The organism is Streptomyces sp. TAA486 (assembly GCF_000426165.1).
This window is the reverse complement of sequence record NZ_AUEV01000008.1, coordinates 98971-115116: the sequence shown is the minus strand read 5'-3', so window position 1 is coordinate 115116 and position 16146 is coordinate 98971. Positions and strand designations below refer to the sequence as shown.

The window sequence follows — 16146 nt, the reverse complement described above, 5'->3', positions numbered from 1 at the left end:
GGAAGTTGGACGCGGACGTGGTCCGGGGCGTGCGGCTGCCTGCCGCCGTACCCGTGCCGGGGAGTCACGCGGCGGGGCTCGGGGCCGCCTCTCGACGTGCGGGACGCTTCGAGAGGCGACCGGACGGTCGTGCTGTGCACCGGAGGTCTCGTGCTCCCCGCGGGCGGGCTAGCGCTCCGCGTGATGGGCGGGCTGCTGTCCGCCGCTGTGCGGCCGTTCACCGCCGGGCGCGGACCCGAGGAGCACCCCGTCGCGTCCGTCCTCCTCCGTGAGCTGGACCCGGACCGTCTCGCGCAGCGAGGTGGGCAGGTTCTTCCCCACGTAGTCGGCACGGATGGGCAGTTCGCGGTGACCGCGGTCGACGAGCACGGCGAGCTGGACGGCCCGGGGACGCCCGATGTCACCGAGAGCATCCAGAGCGGCACGGATGGTGCGTCCGGAGAAGAGAACGTCGTCGACGAGGACCACCAGGCGCCCGTCCACCCCGTCCGGCGGGATGTCGGTGTGCGCCAGCGCCCGGGCGGGACCGAGCCTGAGGTCGTCGCGGTACATGGTGATGTCCAGCGACCCGTGAGGAACCGGGCGGCCGGTGACCTCCGCGAGCTTCGCCGCCAGGCGCCGTGCCAGGAAGACGCCGCGGGTGGGAATGCCGAGAAGCACCACGTCGTCGGCGCCCTTGGCGCGTTCGACGATCTCGTGGGCGATGCGGGTGAGGACGCGCGCGATGTCCGGCGCCTCGAGTACGGGGCGGCCTGCCGTGCCCCTGCTGCTGCCGTCGTCCGTACGGCTGTCCATGCGAAAGGGACCTCCTTCCCCGCCTCACGGGACGGGCCTTAAAGGACGTCTGAACTGTCAGCGCAACGGTACCAGGGGGCCGGAGTCCACCCGGACCGGGGCCGGATTCGATCGGAGAAATGTTCGGATCCGAACCGGAGCCGTCAGTTCCGCTCTACCTCGCAAAGCTGATCGGCGTTCGGCTTGACGGCAGACATTACGCTGCGTAACCTCACAGTGAGTTACCACTTTCTCGTCCGCGGGGAGCGATATGTCCAGCGAATACGCCAAACAGCTCGGAGCGAAGCTCCGGGCCATCCGCACCCAGCAGGGGCTCTCCCTCCACGGCGTCGAGGAGAAGTCCCAGGGCCGCTGGAAGGCGGTCGTGGTCGGTTCCTACGAGCGCGGCGACCGCGCCGTCACCGTCCAGCGCCTCGCCGAGCTCGCCGACTTCTACGGCGTGCCCGTGCAGGAGCTGCTGCCCGGCACCACCCCGGGCGGTGCCGCCGAGCCGCCGCCGAAGCTCGTGCTCGACCTGGAGCGCCTGGCACACGTGCCGGCGGAGAAGGCAGGCCCCCTCCAGCGCTACGCGGCCACGATCCAGTCCCAGCGCGGCGACTACAACGGCAAGGTCCTCTCCATCCGTCAGGACGACCTGCGCACCCTCGCCGTCATCTACGACCAGTCCCCCTCGGTGCTGACGGAGCAGCTCATCAGCTGGGGCGTCCTCGACGCGGACGCCCGCCGCGCGGTGGCCCACGAGGACGCCTGACGGCCTGACGGCGGGCTTCCGCCGAAACGTACTGCCGCCGGTGGTGCGCCCTCTCGGGGCGTACCACCGGCGGCGGTTTCTCTGTGCCGTGGTCCTGCTGGAGCCCCTTTAGGGACGTGAGCAGGCCACCACGGAAAGTGACCAAAAATCCGGCGAAACTGCCCCGTTCACGCGAATGGGCCAATTCCCCCGAACGGATTTCGCATCGCACTCGGGACGCCGGATTTCGGCCCTCCTCGCGCAGCGAAGCGCGAGCGGTTGATCCGGCGGCCGGGCAGGCGATGGCGGCGCGGAACGGGGGCCGCAGAAGCGGGCCCCCGTCAGCGGCGGAGCGTCGGCTTGAGGTCCTGAAGACGTCCGAGGAGACCGTTGATGAACGGCGGCGACTCGTCCGTGGAGAACTCCCGGGCGATGTCCAGCGCCTCGTCGATGACGACTGCTTCGGGAACGTCTTCCGACCAGATCAGCTCGTAGGCCGACAGTCGCAGGATGCTGCGGTCCACCGCCGGCATCCGGTCGAGCGTCCAGCCCACCGAGTAGGTGGAGATCAGTTCGTCGATGCGCTCGGCGTTCTCGGCGTAGCCCTCGATGAGCTGCATCGTGTACTCGCTGACGGGCGGCTGCCGCTCGTCGGTCCCCGCGTGCCGGATCCAGTCCTGCATGACGGCCGTCGGCGTACTGCCCCGCTGGTCCGCCTCGAAGATGATCTGGAAGGCACGCTTACGGGCCTTGTTACGGGCTGCCACGGCTAGCTGTTCACCCGGCCGAGGTACTCGCCGGAGCGGGTGTCGACCTTGATCTTCTCACCCGTGGTGATGAACAGCGGCACACCGACCTCGTAACCCGTCTCCAGGCGGGCGGGCTTGGAACCGCCGGTGGAGCGGTCGCCCTGCACGCCGGGCTCGGTGTGCTCGATGACGAGCTCGACCGCGGCGGGCAGTTCGACGAACAGGGCCTCGCCCTGGTACATCGCGACCGTGGCCTCGAAGCCCTCCATCAGATAGTTGGCGGTGTCGCTGACGATCTCGGGCGTGATGTGGACCTGGTCGTACGTCTCCATGTCCATGAAGACGAAGTACTCGCCGTCCTTGTACGAGAACTGCATCCCGCGTCGGTCCACGGTGGCCGTATCGACCTTGGTGCCCGCGTTGAACGTCTTGTCGACGGTCTTGCCGGACATGACGTTCTTCAGCTTCGTACGGACAAAGGCGGGCCCCTTGCCGGGCTTGACGTGCTGGAACTCGACGACGGACCAGAGCTGGCCGCCTTCGAGCTTGAGCACCATGCCGTTCTTGAGGTCGTTCGTGGATGCCACGGTTGCGGAATCTCCTGAGACTGCTGCTGCGGAGACCAGAGGGCCGCCCCGGCTCCGTCGCCCCGTCAGGGGCTAGAGGGCGAGCAGCTCTTTGGTCGTGATGGTGAGTAGCTCGGGTCCGCCGTCCGCCGCAGGGCGGACGACGAGAGTGTCATCGATCCGGACACCGCCCTGGCCCGAAATGTGGACCCCGGGCTCGATGGTGACCGGCACACAAGCGTCCAGTTTACCCATGGCCCCAGGTGACAGCCGAGGGTCCTCACCGATTTCCAGCCCCACCCCGTGTCCCGTCGCCGGGCCCAGCGCCTCGGCGTGACCGGCGCCCTTCAGTACCTGGCGCGTGGCACGGTCGACGTCGCTGCAGGCCATGCCAGGTGTCAGCGCCTCCCGTCCGGCCCGCTGGGCGGCGAAGACGAGGTCGTAGAGCTCCACCTGCCAGTCCTCAGGAGCGGTGCCGATGACGAACGTCCGGCCGATCTGGCAGCGGTAGCCGTGGTATTGAGCGCCCAGTCGGACAGAGAGGAAGTCGCCCTCCTCCACCCGCCGGTCGGTCGGACGGTGCCGGGCCAGACCGGAGTTCCGGCCCGTCGCCACGCAGGTGGGGAAGGCGGAGCCCTCCGCGCCGTGGTCGATGAGTCTGCGCTCCAGTTCGAGGGCGAGGTGCCGTTCCGTCCGTCCGACGAGGATCGACTCCAGCAACTCGCCGAGCGCCTGGTCGGTGATCTCGGCCGCGATGCGCAGGGCCGCGATCTCCTCGTCGTCCTTGATGACGCGCTGGGCCTCGACAGGGCTGTCGAGGGCCGCCAGCCGGAGCCCGGAGGCGACGGATGCCATGGCCCGGTACCTGGCCACCGTCAGATGGTGCTCCTCGATGGCGAGGAGCCGTGCGCCCGCGGTGGCGGCCAGGTCGGCCGCGGCCACGGCGGTGTCGCCCTCCGGGTTGGAGAGCCGGTCGGTGCGCAACTCGTCGTCGTGGTGGCTGCCGGACTCATGGCGCGGGACGTCGTCGGAGGCCGGCCCGAGCAGCGTGTCGATGCCGTCCGGACCGATCAGCAGCGCCGCACCGTGCGGCGGACGGCCGGTCAGATAGCGGATGTTGGCGGGACGGGTGACCAGCACCGCGTCGGGGGGACCGTCCTTCGCCGCAGTCGCGGAGCAGCACTCACGGAGCAGGGCACGGCGAGCCACATGGACCTCGGACATGTTTCCGAGCCTACGGAGAGCCAGGGAAGGCGGCAGTCCGTGCGGGGCCGTGCGAGCGACGTGGCGTGCCGCAGGGTGAGAACGCCCGCGTTCCACGGAGCACGCCCGGACCGCTCACGCGATCCCGGCGTCACCAGCGCGGCGGGCTCGCCAGGCTGCGGGCCACCACGTCGTCGAGCATCCGGGCCGTCGTCGCGACGTCCTGCCGGGAGTTGTCGATGATGGGCAGGCCCGAGCCGTACCAGCCGGCCATCCGGCCGTGGATCTGGGCGACCTCCTCATCGCTGAGCCGGCGGTTGCCGCTGCGGACGGCGTTGCGCTCCAGCACGACCTCCAGTCCGGGCAGCAGCACGACCGGGATCAGGCCGGGGCCGACGTGACGCTTCCAGCCGCCGAGTCCGACGACGGGGCGGTCGGGGAAGACGGCGTCGTCGAGGATGCACGAGATGCCGTTCGCGAGGAAGTTGCGGGCGGCGAAGCCGCAGGTGCGGCGTGCCAGCCGGTACTGCGCCTCGGAGTGGTCGTTCCAGCCGCTCTGCGGGTCGGCGAAGCCGGAGCGCACCCATTCGCGTACGTCGTCGAGGCTGATGTGCGAGGTCGGCACGGCACGCCGGTCGGCCCAGTAGCGGGCGACGGTGGTCTTGCCCGCTCCGGCCGGGCCGATGAGCAGTACGGCCACGGCCGCCCGCGTCGCATCCAGCTGCGCCGGGTCCGCGTCGGGCGTGGGGATCTCGACGGGGGCTCCGCGGGAGAGCAGCAGATGACCGGTGGACTCGGTGGGGTGGGCGTCCGGATCGCCGGGGTGCCCCTGACCGGGCGGCGGCTGCGCCGGAGCGGTGGGCACCGGCGGCGGCGCACCGGGTGCGGGCGGCGGTCCGGGAGCCGGGGGCTGAGCGGGAATCGGCGGTCCGGCCGGCGGCGGCTGCACGGGCGGCCGTGCCGGCGGTTGGACAGGGGGCTGCGGCGGCTGGGAGTGTGCGCCCGGCCAGGCCGGCTGCGGCACCACTCCGCCCGGGGCGGGAGCGGGGGGTTGCGGAGGCGCCTGACCGTCGTGCTCCCCGTTGAACTGTCCGTCGTACTGGGGGCCCTGCTGATGTCCCGGAGCGGAGTCCGGAGGAGGGACGGGCTGTTGCGCCCCGTACTGCTGCATCCGCTCCCCAACTCCGCTCGGGTCCGCCGACGCTGCCCCCGCAGCGCCATGATTGTGTGACAGTACCGGAAGGTACCGCCCAGGTCGTTCCTGTTGAACGCCGGAGAACAGCGATCAGTGCCCGATATCCGGAACCGGCACGGGTGTTCGCCCCGCGCCGCCGCCCCAACGGCCGCTGCCTACGCGGCGATCTCCGCGTGCGCGGCGAGCAGCATCGCCGGGTCGGGCCCCTCCAGCACGGACGGCTTCGCCAGACCGTCGAGCACGATGAAGCGCAGCATGTCGCCGCGGGACTTCTTGTCGACGCGCATCGTCTCCACCAGCTTCGGCCACTGGTCGCCGCGGTAGGTGACCGGAAGCCCCACCGACTCCAGTACGGCGCGGTGCCGTTCGGCAGTGGGATCGTCCAACCGGCCCGCGATACGGCCCAGTTCGGCCGCGAAGACCATGCCCACGGAGACGGCGGCGCCGTGGCGCCACTCGTAGCGCTCGTTCTTCTCGATGGCGTGGGCCAGCGTGTGCCCGTAGTTGAGGATCTCGCGCAGCCCGGTCTCCTTCAGATCGGCGGAGACGACCTCCGCCTTGACCCTGATGGAGCGCTCGATCAGCTCGGCGGTGTGCGGGCCCGCGGGGCTGCGGGCGGCCTCCGGGTCGGCCTCGATCAGATCCAGGATGACCGGGTCCGCGATGAAGCCCGCCTTGATGATCTCGGCGAGGCCGCCGACGTAGTCGTGCACGCCCAGCGATTCCAGGGCGGCCAGGTCGCACAGGACCCCGGCCGGCGGGTGGAAGGCGCCCACGAGGTTCTTGCCCTCGGCGGTGTTGATGCCGGTCTTGCCGCCGACGGCGGCGTCCACCATGCCCAGGACGGTCGTCGGGACGGCGATCCAGCGCACCCCTCGCAGCCAGGTCGCCGCGACGAAACCCGCGACGTCGGTCGTCGCACCTCCGCCGACGCCGACGATGACGTCGCTGCGGGTGAAGCCGGTCTGGCCCAGCGCCTTCCAGCAGTAGGCGGCGACCTCGGCGGTCTTGGACTCCTCGGCGTTCGGGAGCTGTACGGCGATGGCCTCGTATCCCTGTGCCGCGAGGTCCTCACGAAGGACCTCGCCGGTCTCGGTGAGCGCCTCCGGGTGGAGGACGGCGACTCGCTTGGCGGCGTTGCCGATGAGCCCGGGGAGCTCGCCGAGCAGCCGGTGACCGACGAGCACGTCGTAGGGCGTGGTGCCCGGGCCTCCGCCGACGGTGATGCGGGTGTGGGCGTCCTGCCCGTCCGAGGCCATGGGGGAAGGGGTCTGGCTGGTCACTTCTGCTTCAGCTCCAGGACGTCGAGGATCTCGCCAACGACCTCGTCGGGTGTGCGGTTCTCGGTGCTGACGACTGCTCTGGCGACCTCGGTGTAGAGGGGGCGGCGTGCGTCCATCAGTTCCCGCCACTGCTTGCGCGGGTTCATCATCAGCAGCGGCCGTGGCGCGTCGAGTCCGACCCGCTTGACGGCCTCCGCAACGTCCATGTCGAGGAAGACGACGGGGGCGCCCGCCAGCAGCTGCCTGGTCTCCGCAGCGAGGACGGCGCCACCGCCCAGCGCCAGCACGCCGGTGTGCTCGCCCAGCGCCGTGCGCACGGCCTCAAGTTCCAGGGCGCGGAAGTGCGCTTCGCCGTCGTCGAGGAAGATCTCGGAGATGGGTTTGCCTGCGGCCTCGACGATGTCGTGGTCGGTGTCGCGGCAGCCGACGCCCAGGCGCTCGGCCAGGAGTTCGCCGACGGTCGTCTTTCCCACGCCCATCGGGCCTACGAGGATGACGACGGGCCCCGTCACTTGATCTCCAGGCTGTCGAGGAAGCCGTCCACGTTGCGGCGGGTCTCGGTGACGCTGTCGCCGCCGAACTTCTCCGCCACGGCGTCCGCCAGCACGAGCGCGACCATCGCCTCCGCCACGATGCCGGCGGCCGGAACGGCGCACACGTCGGAGCGCTGGTGGTGTGCGCGGGTCTCCTCGCCGGTCTGCACATCGACGGTGGCCAGCGCGCGCGGCACAGTCGCGATCGGCTTCATCGCGGCCCGTGCGCGCAGGAGTTCACCGGTGGAGAGCCCGCCCTCGGTGCCGCCGGAGCGGCCGGAGCTGCGGCGGATCCCCTCGTCCGTGGAGACGATCTCGTCGTGGGCCCTGGATCCCGGCACCCGTGCCAGGCCGAAGCCGTCTCCCAGCTCGACGCCCTTGATCGCCTGGATGCCCATGAGGGCTCCGGCCAGCCGCGAGTCCAGACGCCGGTCCCAGTGGACGTGCGAGCCCAGTCCGACCGGCACGCCGTACGCGGCCACCTCCACCACGCCGCCGAGGGTGTCGCCGTCCTGGTGTGCCTGGTCGATCTCCGCGATCATCGCCTTGCTCGCGTCGGCGTCCAGGCAGCGCACCGGGTCGGCGTCGAGCCGCTCCACGTCGCCCGGCTTCGGGACGAGTCCGTAGGGAGCCTTGGCGGCGCCGAGCTCGACCACATGGGAGACGATCTCGATCCCGGCGGTCTGCTTCAGATACGAGCCGGCGACGGTGCCGAGGGCCACGCGCGCCGCCGTCTCCCGCGCGGAGGCGCGCTCCAGCACGGGGCGTGCCTCGTCGAAGCCGTACTTCTGCATGCCCGCGAGGTCGGCGTGGCCGGGCCGGGGCCGGGTCAGAGGCGCGTTCCGGGCCAGGCCGGCCAGCACCTCCGGATCGACCGGATCGGCGGCCATCACCTGCTCCCACTTGGGCCACTCCGTGTTGCCCACCATGATCGCGACGGGCGAGCCGAGGGTGAGCCCGTGCCGAACGCCGCCGATGAAGGTGACCTCGTCGCGCTCGAACTTCATCCGCGCCCCGCGCCCGTAGCCGAGGCGTCGCCGCGCCAGCGCGTCGGCCACCATGTCGGTGGTGACCGGCACGCCGGAGGGCAGCCCTTCCAGCGTCGCCACCAGTGCGGGGCCGTGCGACTCCCCCGCGGTCAGCCAGCGCAACCTGCTCAACGGTGCTCCTCGATCTCGCGCCTGGGCGGGCGCCTTTTCTGTACGTGTTCGACTCTGCCCCGATCTTCCCACGTACGGGGCCCTGAGCCCGCCTCGGTCCACTGGCCGGACGTGCGCGTCGGGACCCGTGGCACTCGTGCCGGTGCGTCCGTCCGACGGGCGGGTGCGGCAGTCAGGCCGTGCGCGCGTGCAGTGCGGCCTCGCCCGCGGCCCGCATCGCTTCGAGCGGCGCGGGCGCGTGCCCCGTCATCAGCTCGACCTGGAGCGCGGCCTGATACACGAGAAGGTCGAGCCCGGAGACGACGGTGCCGCCGCGCCCGGACCACTCCGCCGCGAGCCGCGTGGGCCACGGGTCGTAGAGGACGTCGAAAAGCGTGCCGGGAGCCGCGGGCACGTGCTCGGACAGCCCGTCGGTGGCCCCTGCCGGGGTGGTGGCGATCACCAGGGGTGCGGTGAGCGCCTCCGCGGCGTCCGCCCAGTCGGCGGTGCGCAGGCTCAGCCCGAGGCGGTCGCCCCAGCCGTGCATCTCGCGGGCACGCTCGTCGCTACGCACGTACGCCGTGACCACGCCGTCGCAGATCTGCGTGAGCGCAGCCAGCGCCGAGGACGCGGTCGCCCCCGCTCCGAGGACGGCGGCGTGCTCGACCCTTACGATGCCGCGCTCCCGCAGGGCGGCCACTATGCCGGGGATGTCGGTGTTGTCTCCGATGCGCGTTCTGCCCCTGAAGACCACGGTGTTGACCGCCTCGACGGACTCGGCCGTCGGGCTGACGTCGTCCAGCAGCGGGATAACGGCACGCTTGAGCGGCATCGTCAGGGAGAGCCCGGCCCATTGTTCGTCGGTGGCGCCGAGGAAGGAGGCGATGCCCTCCTCGTCCACCTCGTACCGCTCGTACGCCCAGTCCTCCAGGCCCAGTTCCGCGTACGCGGCGCTGTGCAGCACCGGCGAGAGGGAGTGGGCCACGGGTGAGCCGAGAACGGCGGCGCGCCGTACGGCAGGTGACGCCGCGGGAGCGGGCCGTACGGGGTGCTGCCGGTCCATCAGCCGCCGTTCTCCTTCTTCTTGCGCTGTTCCTTGTTGAAGTCCTGGACGTTGCGGTCGTGTTCGGCCTTGCTCGCGGTGAAGCGGGTGTCACCAGGCTTGACGGTGACGAAGTAGATCCAGTTGCCCTTGGTCGGGTTGAGCGCCGCTTCGATGGCCTGGTGCCCGGGGTTGTCGATCGGACCGGGCGGCAGTCCACGGTTCAGGTAGGTGTTGTAGGGCGATTTCAGCTTGGTGTCCTCGACCGAAGTGTCCAGCGAGGAGCGGCCCTTGGCGTAATTGATGGTCGAGTCGAACTGGAGCAGTATGTTCTTGTCCAGCCGGTTGTGGATGACGCGGGAGACCTTGCCGAACTCGCCGTCCTGCTGCGCCTCTGCCTGGATGAGCGACGCTATTGTCAGGATCTCCTCGGGGGTCTTGCCGGCCTTCCTCGCCTCGCCGGCCAGATCGACCTTGGTGTGCTCGGCCTTGGAGCGTCCGACCATGTCCCGCAGAACATCGAGCGGGTCGCTCTTCTGTCCGACGCTGTAGCGCGAAGGGAAGAGGAAGCCCTCCGGATTGCCCTTGGCGAAGGCCGGAAGCCCGAGGTCGGTGGAGTTGGCGTTCTTGGCAGCCTTCTCCGTGGTGCCTTTGGCCTTGCCGAGCTTCTCGTCGATCAGCTCGTAGATCTTCTTCGCCCGCAGCCCCTCGGAGATGATCAGCCCGTTCTGGCTGGCCGGGTCGAGCATCAGCTTCACCGCTGCGGCGCCGGACATCTTCTTGCGGAGGCTGTACGTGCCGGGCTGGATCCCGCTCGCCTTGTTCTCCGCCTCGGCCGCCTCGACGAACGCGCCGGAGCTCTTGACCACTCCGGCCTTCTGCAGCTCGGTCCCCATGTCGGCGATCGAAGCGCCGTCCGGGATCTTCACCTGGGCCTGGCCGGAGCCCTTCCCCGGGTAGTCGGGCGCCGGTGCAAGATAGGTCTGGTACAGGTCGTACCCGAAGTAGCCGGCGGTGCCGAGACCTCCCGCGAGGAGCACCGAGACCGCCAGGCAGGCGCAGCCGCTGCGGCGCTTGGTCTCTCCGCCGCGATTGCGGCGTCCGGACCGCTTGGAGCGTCCCTCGTCGTCGTCGAGGTCGTCGTCGCTGTCGTCGCGCTCCGAGAAGAAGGCGTGCTCGCCCTGGTCGGGACCGGGGTCCCAGCCTGTCTCGGGGTCCGCGTCAGGCCGGCCGGGAGGCGGAGCGACGTAGCCCTCCGGGACCGGCTGTGCGTACGGCCCGGGGTAGCCCTGGCCCTGCGGCTGCTGTTGCTGCGGCGGGGGCTGCTGTTGCGGGAAGCCCTGCTGAGCCGCGTAGTAGCCGGGCTGCTGGCCGGTGTTGTACGGGTCCGTGACGGCCGGCATGCCGTTCGGGTCCGTGGCTCCCATGCCGTAGCCGGGGTCGTAGGGCCCGCCCGCTGCGGGCGCTTCGTAGCCACCCTGCCCGTAGTACTGCTGCTGCGGCTGTTGCGGGTAGTAGCCCTGCTGGTGCGGTACCTGATGCTGGCCGGTGCTGTACGGGTCCGTGTACTGGCCGGCGTAAGGGTCACCGTCGCCCGGGTGGGTGCCGTCTCTGCCACCGTCCCACCCCTGGTCCCCGAAGAGAGGGTCATCGGGATGCCACGGTGGGAGGCTCTGCCCCCGGCCATACTCAGTCATCGATCCCCTAGATCCGCCGGACGGCAGCCGTCTGCCGTACGCAAAATAGGCAGTGCACCCGCGGCACTCATGCCGTGTGCCGACCCCCTCCGGCGGTTGCGCGTGTCGCGGGAACGTTACCGTATCGCGATCAGACAACCACTTCGACGCATTCCCCGGGTGGGCTGCCTGACATCCGTTCAGTCTCCAGGGCGTTCTGCAGAATGACCACCGCCGCGGCCTGGTCGATGCGGGATCGGCCCTTCTTGGAGTTCACGCCGGAAGCACGCATGTCGTGTGCAGCCGTGACTGTACTCATACGCTCGTCCACCAGCCGAACCGGCACCGGTGTGATCTTCCTCGCCAGCTCCTCGGCGAACGCACGGACCTTGGCCGCGGCCGGCCCCTCGCCCCCGTTGAGGGAGCGAGGCAGGCCGGCCAGGACCTCGATCGGTTCGTACTCCTCGACGAGTGCCGCCAACCTCCGCCGGGCGGCGGGCAGATCACGACCCGGCACCGTCTCCACCGGCGTCGCAAGCAGCCCGTCCGGATCGCTGCTGGCGACGCCGATGCGGGCGTCACCCACATCGACGGCGAGCCGGCGGCCTCGACGCATCAGGCGCTGCCGCTCTCTGTCACGAGCCGTTCGACGGTGGCGATGGCCTCGTCCACCGCATCCGGGTTCTGGCCGCCGCCCTGGGCGACGTCCGGCTTGCCGCCGCCCCCGCCGCCGAGGGTCTTGGCAGCGCCGCGCACCAGGTCGCCGGCCCGCAGACCGCGGTCGCGCGCGGCGTCGTTCGTGGCGATCACGGTCAGCGGACGGCCGCCGGTGACGGCGAAGAGAGCGACGACGGCGGGACGCGAGCCCGGGATGCGCTGGCGGACGTCGAGCACGAGCGTGCGCAGGTCCTCCGCGGCGGTGCCGTCCGGCACGCGAGCGGCAGCCAGGGCCACACCCCGTACGTCCGTGGCGCCTTCGGCGATTCCGGCAGCGGCCTGGAGCACCTTCTCCGCGCGGAAGCGCTCGATCTCCTTCTCGGCGTCCTTCAGCCGGGTCACCATCGAGGAGATCCGCTCGGGCAGCTCCTCGGGACGGCCCTTGACCAGATCCGTGAGCTGGGAGACCACAGTGTGCTCACGGGCGAGGAACTTGTAGGCGTCGACGCCGACGAGCGCCTCCACACGCCGCACTCCCGAGCCGATGGAGGACTCACCCAGCAGCTTGACCAGGCCGAGCTGCGCGGTGTTGTGGACGTGAGTACCGCCGCACAGCTCCTTGGAGAAGTCGCCGATCGTCACCACACGCACCCGCTCGCCGTACTTCTCGCCGAACTCCGCGAGCGCGCCCTGCTTCTTGGCGTCGTCGATGCCCATGTATTCGGCGGAGACGTCGAGTTCGCGGGTGAGCACCTCGTTGATCCTCTGCTCGACGTCCGTGAGGACCGTGCCGGGCACGGCCGACGGCGAACCGAAGTCGAAGCGGAAGCGGCCGGGTGAGTTCTCCGAACCGGCCTGCGCGGCCGTGGGCCCGAGGGCGTCACGCAGCGCCTGGTGCGTGAGGTGCGTGGCGCTGTGGGCACGGGCGATGGAGCGGCGCCTGTCGATGTCGATCTGCGCGTGGGCGGGCGACCCGACGGTCACCTCGCCGACCTGGACGACGCCCTTGTGCACGGACACGCCGGCGACCGGCTGCTGCACGTCGCGGACCTCGATGACCGCGCCGTTCTCCAGCCGGATACGGCCGGTGTCGGCGAGTTGGCCGCCGCCCTCGGCGTAGAACGGGGTGCGGTCGAGGACGACTTCGACCTCGTCGCCCTCGTGGGCCGCGGGCGAGGAGACGCCCTCCACGAGGAGACCGACGATCGAGGCCTCCCCCGCCGTGTGCTTGTAGCCCGTGAAGTCCGTGGCGCCGCTGCTGTCGGCGATCTCGCGGTACGCGGAGAGGTCGGCGTGGCCCTGCTTCTTGGACTTGGCATCGGCCTTGGCGCGGTCGCGCTGCTCCTGCATCAGCCGGCGGAAGCCGGCCTCGTCGACCGTGAGGCCCTGTTCGGCGGCCATCTCCAGCGTGAGGTCGATCGGGAAGCCCCACGTGTCGTGCAGCAGGAACGCCTTCTCCCCGGGCAGGACGGAGCTGCCGGAGGCCTGGGTCTCGCTGACGGCGGTGTCCAGGATGTTGGTCCCGGAACGCAGGGTCTTCAGGAAGGCGGCCTCCTCGGCGAGGGCGACCGTCTCGATGCGCTTGCGGTCGGTCTCCAGCTCCGGGTACTGCGGCGCCATGGCCTTGATGACGGTGTCCGTGAGCTCGGCGACGGTCGGATCCGTCGCACCGAGGATGCGCATGTTGCGGATGGCGCGGCGCATGATGCGGCGGAGTACGTAGCCGCGGCCCTCGTTGCCCGGCGTGACACCGTCGCCGATGAGCATGACGGCGGTACGGATGTGGTCGGCGACCACGCGCAAGGAGACATCGGTCTGCTCGGCGGCGCCGTAGCGCACACCGGTCAGTTCGGTGGCCTTGTCGAGCACCATGCGCGAGGTGTCGATCTCGTACATGTTGTGCACGCCCTGAAGGATCATCGCCAGGCGCTCGAAACCGAGGCCGGTGTCGATGTTCTGGCTGGGCAGGTCCCCGATGATCGGGTAGTCCTTGCCCTCCCCCGGACCGCGCTCGTACTGCATGAACACGAGGTTCCACAACTCGACGTAGCGCTCGTCGTTGACCGCGGGACCACCCTCGGGGCCGAACTCCGGGCCGCGGTCGTAGCTGATCTCCGAGCACGGGCCGCAGGGGCCGGGGACGCCCATGTCCCAGTAGTTCTCGTCCTTACCGAGCCGCTGGATGCGCTCGGCGGGGACACCGACGACGTCACGCCAGATGCGCTCCGCCTCGTCGTCCTCCTCGAAGACAGTGATCCACAGGCGCTCGGGGTCCAGACCGTAACCACCCTTGTCCTGCGGGGTGGTCATCAGTTCCCAGCCGTATACCGCGGCGCCCTCCTTGAAGTAGTCGCCGAAGGAGAAGTTGCCGCACATCTGGAAGAACGTGCCGTGTCGCGTGGTCTTGCCGACCTCTTCGATGTCCGGTGTGCGCACGCACTTCTGCACGCTGGTGGCGCGCTTGTACGGCGCCTTGACCTCGCCGAGGAAGTAGGGCTTGAAGGGGACCATGCCCGCCGGGACGAGCAGCAGCGTCGGGTCGTCCGCGATCAGCGACGCCGACGGCACGACGGTGTGCCCCCGCTCCTCGAAGAAGCGCAGCCAGCGGCGGCGGATTTCAGCCGACTCCATCAGTGGTCCTCGTTTCGGTCGTGTGGTCGGTCGGGGCCCTGCCGGTCGTGTACGGAGCCCAGTTGTGGCCTGCGGGCCTGGGCGGGGAGCCCGGGGCCCTGGTCGGGCGATGGTGAGTCCAGTCCGAGAGCGTCGTTCAACTCGCTTTCGCGCTGGGCCATTCCGGCGCGTACGTCCAGGGCGAAGTCCTTGAGCCGGTGGCCCCCTTGCACGGCCTTGTCGGCTGCACGGACCGCGAGCGCGTCAGGTGCGAGGGAGCGCAGCTTGCGCTGGACCTTGGTGGTAGCCCACACACCCGCCGCGGCGCCCGTGGTGAACCAGAAGGCACGGCGGAACATCTACGGATCAGCCCTTTCCTCGCTCACGCCCGCGTCCGCCGCGCCGTGCACCCGGCAGGGTGCGGGTCACGACGACGGGCGGCGGCTTCTGCGGTTCCTCGGCCTTCCGCTTCCGGCCGAGCGCACGCCGTACGCCGTAGCCGAAGGCCGCGACCTTCACCAGCGGTCCGCCGAAGGTGGTGGAGACGGTGGAGGAGAGTGCGGAGGCGTTGGAGGTGACCTCCTGGACGTCCGTCGCGATCGCGTCCACGCGGGCCAGCTGCGTCTGGGCGGAACGCACCGTCGCGGACGCCTCTCCCAGCAGCGGGACGGCCCGTTCGGTCACGCCCGTCACCAGCTTGGTGGCCGCCTTGAGCGTCTGTGCGAGCCTCACCAGCACCACGGCGAGGAACGAGACCAGAATCGCCCAGAAGACCGCCACGAGGAGACCGGCCACTTCTCCACCGGACACGCTGCACCGCTTCCCTCGGGTCGTTCGGGGTCCGCCTCCGCTCCTGGACGCGCTCGCTCACGGACCGCGTCCGGCACCCGGTCCGGGCAGCGGAGGCTCTGTACCGAGCCTATCGCGCCCGCAGGGCCCGTTCGTACCGCGAAAATGACGGCATCGGAGCAGGACGGGGGGCGCGCGCTCCGCCGGTGGAGCACGTACGCGCGGCCCAGCTCTGGCCGCGGTACGTGACCGGATGCAGCGGGAGGCAGCCCGAAACGGCTTGTGCGGCAAGGAGGTTGGTCTCGGTGAGACGAACGGGCGCACATCCGGGCCCGGTTGAGCCCTCACGGGTACACGGCAGCCCGCCGTGCCGGCGCCGGGCCGGGGGCCGGACGCGTGCGGCAGGCGGGCTGTGCCGTCGTGTTGTGCTGTCTGGGCAACGCGACGCCGGGGGCGCCGCAGGAGGCGCGAGGCGGTCGTACCGCGGGCCGTGCGGCCCTCCTCGCGCCCGCGGGCTCAGCGTGCGTAGTACTCGATGACCATCTGCTCGTCGCACACCACAGGGATCTCCTTGCGGTTGGGCGTGCGGTCCAGACGGAAGGCGAGCGCCTCCAGGTTGACCTCGAGGTAGCGCGGGGTCTCGCCGTCGGGGGCGTAGCCGCCCTCGCGTGCCACCAGGAAGGGGTGCTTGGTGCGGCTGCGCTCGCGGACCTGCACCACGTCGTCCGGCTTCAGCCGGTAGGACGGCTTGTCGACCTTCCGGTCGTTCACCGAGATGTGGCCGTGCACGACCATCTGACGGGCCTGGTAGATCGTGCGGGCCAGACCGGAGCGGAGAACGAGGGCGTCCAGGCGGCGCTCCAGCTCGATGACGAGCGCGTCGCTGGTCTTGCCGCCGGTCTTGCGAGCGCTCTCGTAGGCGCGGACCATCTGGCGCTCACTGATGTCGTACTGGGCACGCAGCCGCTGCTTCTCCAGCAGCCGGACCTTGTAGTCACTGTTCTGCTTGCGGCCCCGGCCGTGCTCCCCCGGCGGGTAGGGCCGGTGCTCGAAGTACTTCACGGCCTTGGGGGTCAGCGCGATGCCGAGGGCACGCGACTTCTTGACCTTGGGACGCGACTGGTTCACTGAACGGACCTCCATGTAAGTTAGGTGAGGCTTACCTTAGCGGAGGAGAAC

Annotated in this window: 16 protein-coding genes; 1 reads left to right on the top strand and 15 read right to left on the bottom strand. The window is 70.5% G+C overall.

Annotated features, from left to right (window positions below; genetic code table 11):
- Positions 1-168 precede the first annotated feature (168 nt).
- Entirely contained in the window at positions 169-795 is a 627-nt protein-coding gene (gene pyrR, locus I004_RS33740) for a bifunctional pyr operon transcriptional regulator/uracil phosphoribosyltransferase PyrR (RefSeq protein WP_037976093.1), read from the bottom strand.
- 250 nt (positions 796-1045) lie between these two features.
- Between pyrR and bldD the strand changes: the two genes are divergently transcribed.
- Entirely contained in the window at positions 1046-1546 is a 501-nt protein-coding gene (gene bldD / locus I004_RS0113330) for a transcriptional regulator BldD (protein ID WP_028431622.1), read from the top strand.
- A 320-nt stretch (positions 1547-1866) separates the two neighbouring features.
- On the opposite strand, the gene nusB is transcribed toward bldD, so the two are convergent.
- The 14 genes from nusB to rpsD form a co-directional block, all read right to left on the bottom strand.
- Positions 1867-2292: a transcription antitermination factor NusB gene (nusB, locus tag I004_RS0113325; protein ID WP_028435911.1), complete on the bottom strand. Its 426-nt coding sequence runs from the start codon at positions 2290-2292 to the stop codon at positions 1867-1869.
- Positions 2293-2294: 2 nt separating this feature from the next.
- Entirely contained in the window at positions 2295-2861 is a 567-nt protein-coding gene (gene efp / locus I004_RS0113320; protein ID WP_028435910.1) for an elongation factor P, read from the bottom strand.
- 72 nt (positions 2862-2933) lie between these two features.
- Complete coding sequence (locus I004_RS0113315) at positions 2934-4064, bottom strand: aminopeptidase P family protein (RefSeq protein ID WP_028435909.1); 1131 nt, start codon at positions 4062-4064, stop codon at positions 2934-2936.
- Between the two features lie 130 nt (positions 4065-4194).
- Complete coding sequence (locus I004_RS0113310; RefSeq protein ID WP_486579980.1) at positions 4195-5214, bottom strand: AAA family ATPase; 1020 nt, start codon at positions 5212-5214, stop codon at positions 4195-4197.
- 179 nt (positions 5215-5393) lie between these two features.
- Positions 5394-6497 (bottom strand): 3-dehydroquinate synthase, encoded by a 1104-nt coding sequence (aroB, locus tag I004_RS0113305; protein WP_028435907.1) that lies wholly within the window; start codon positions 6495-6497, stop codon positions 5394-5396.
- A gap of 20 nt (positions 6498-6517) precedes the next feature.
- Complete coding sequence (locus I004_RS0113300) at positions 6518-7033, bottom strand: shikimate kinase (protein ID WP_028435906.1); 516 nt, start codon at positions 7031-7033, stop codon at positions 6518-6520.
- Positions 7030-8214 (bottom strand): chorismate synthase, encoded by a 1185-nt coding sequence (aroC, locus tag I004_RS0113295; protein WP_028435905.1) that lies wholly within the window; start codon positions 8212-8214, stop codon positions 7030-7032. Before aroC ends, I004_RS0113300 begins: the two co-directional genes overlap by 4 nt.
- A gap of 172 nt (positions 8215-8386) precedes the next feature.
- Positions 8387-9256, bottom strand: coding sequence for a shikimate dehydrogenase (locus tag I004_RS0113290; RefSeq protein ID WP_037976090.1), 870 nt, complete (start codon positions 9254-9256; stop codon positions 8387-8389).
- Positions 9256-10932 (bottom strand): endolytic transglycosylase MltG, encoded by a 1677-nt coding sequence (gene mltG / locus I004_RS0113285; protein WP_028435903.1) that lies wholly within the window; start codon positions 10930-10932, stop codon positions 9256-9258. The genes I004_RS0113290 and mltG overlap by 1 nt, the downstream gene beginning before the upstream one ends.
- A gap of 130 nt (positions 10933-11062) precedes the next feature.
- The gene (gene ruvX, locus I004_RS0113280; RefSeq protein WP_028435902.1) at positions 11063-11527 is read right to left on the bottom strand and encodes a Holliday junction resolvase RuvX; all 465 of its coding nucleotides are present in this window, start codon (positions 11525-11527) and stop codon (positions 11063-11065) included.
- A complete protein-coding gene (alaS, locus tag I004_RS0113275; RefSeq protein ID WP_028435901.1) occupies positions 11527-14199 on the bottom strand; it encodes an alanine--tRNA ligase in 2673 nt (890 codons plus the stop codon). Before alaS ends, ruvX begins: the two co-directional genes overlap by 1 nt.
- Positions 14199-14537 carry a DUF6167 family protein gene (locus I004_RS0113270; protein ID WP_028435900.1) on the bottom strand — a complete coding sequence of 113 codons (339 nt, stop codon included), beginning with the start codon at positions 14535-14537 and terminating at the stop codon, positions 14199-14201. Before I004_RS0113270 ends, alaS begins: the two co-directional genes overlap by 1 nt.
- Positions 14538-14544: 7 nt before the next feature.
- Positions 14545-14988: a DUF948 domain-containing protein gene (locus tag I004_RS0113265; RefSeq protein ID WP_028435899.1), complete on the bottom strand. Its 444-nt coding sequence runs from the start codon at positions 14986-14988 to the stop codon at positions 14545-14547.
- Between the two features lie 495 nt (positions 14989-15483).
- Positions 15484-16110 carry a 30S ribosomal protein S4 gene (gene rpsD, locus I004_RS0113260; protein WP_037976088.1) on the bottom strand — a complete coding sequence of 209 codons (627 nt, stop codon included), beginning with the start codon at positions 16108-16110 and terminating at the stop codon, positions 15484-15486.
- Between the last annotated feature and the right edge of the window lie 36 nt (positions 16111-16146).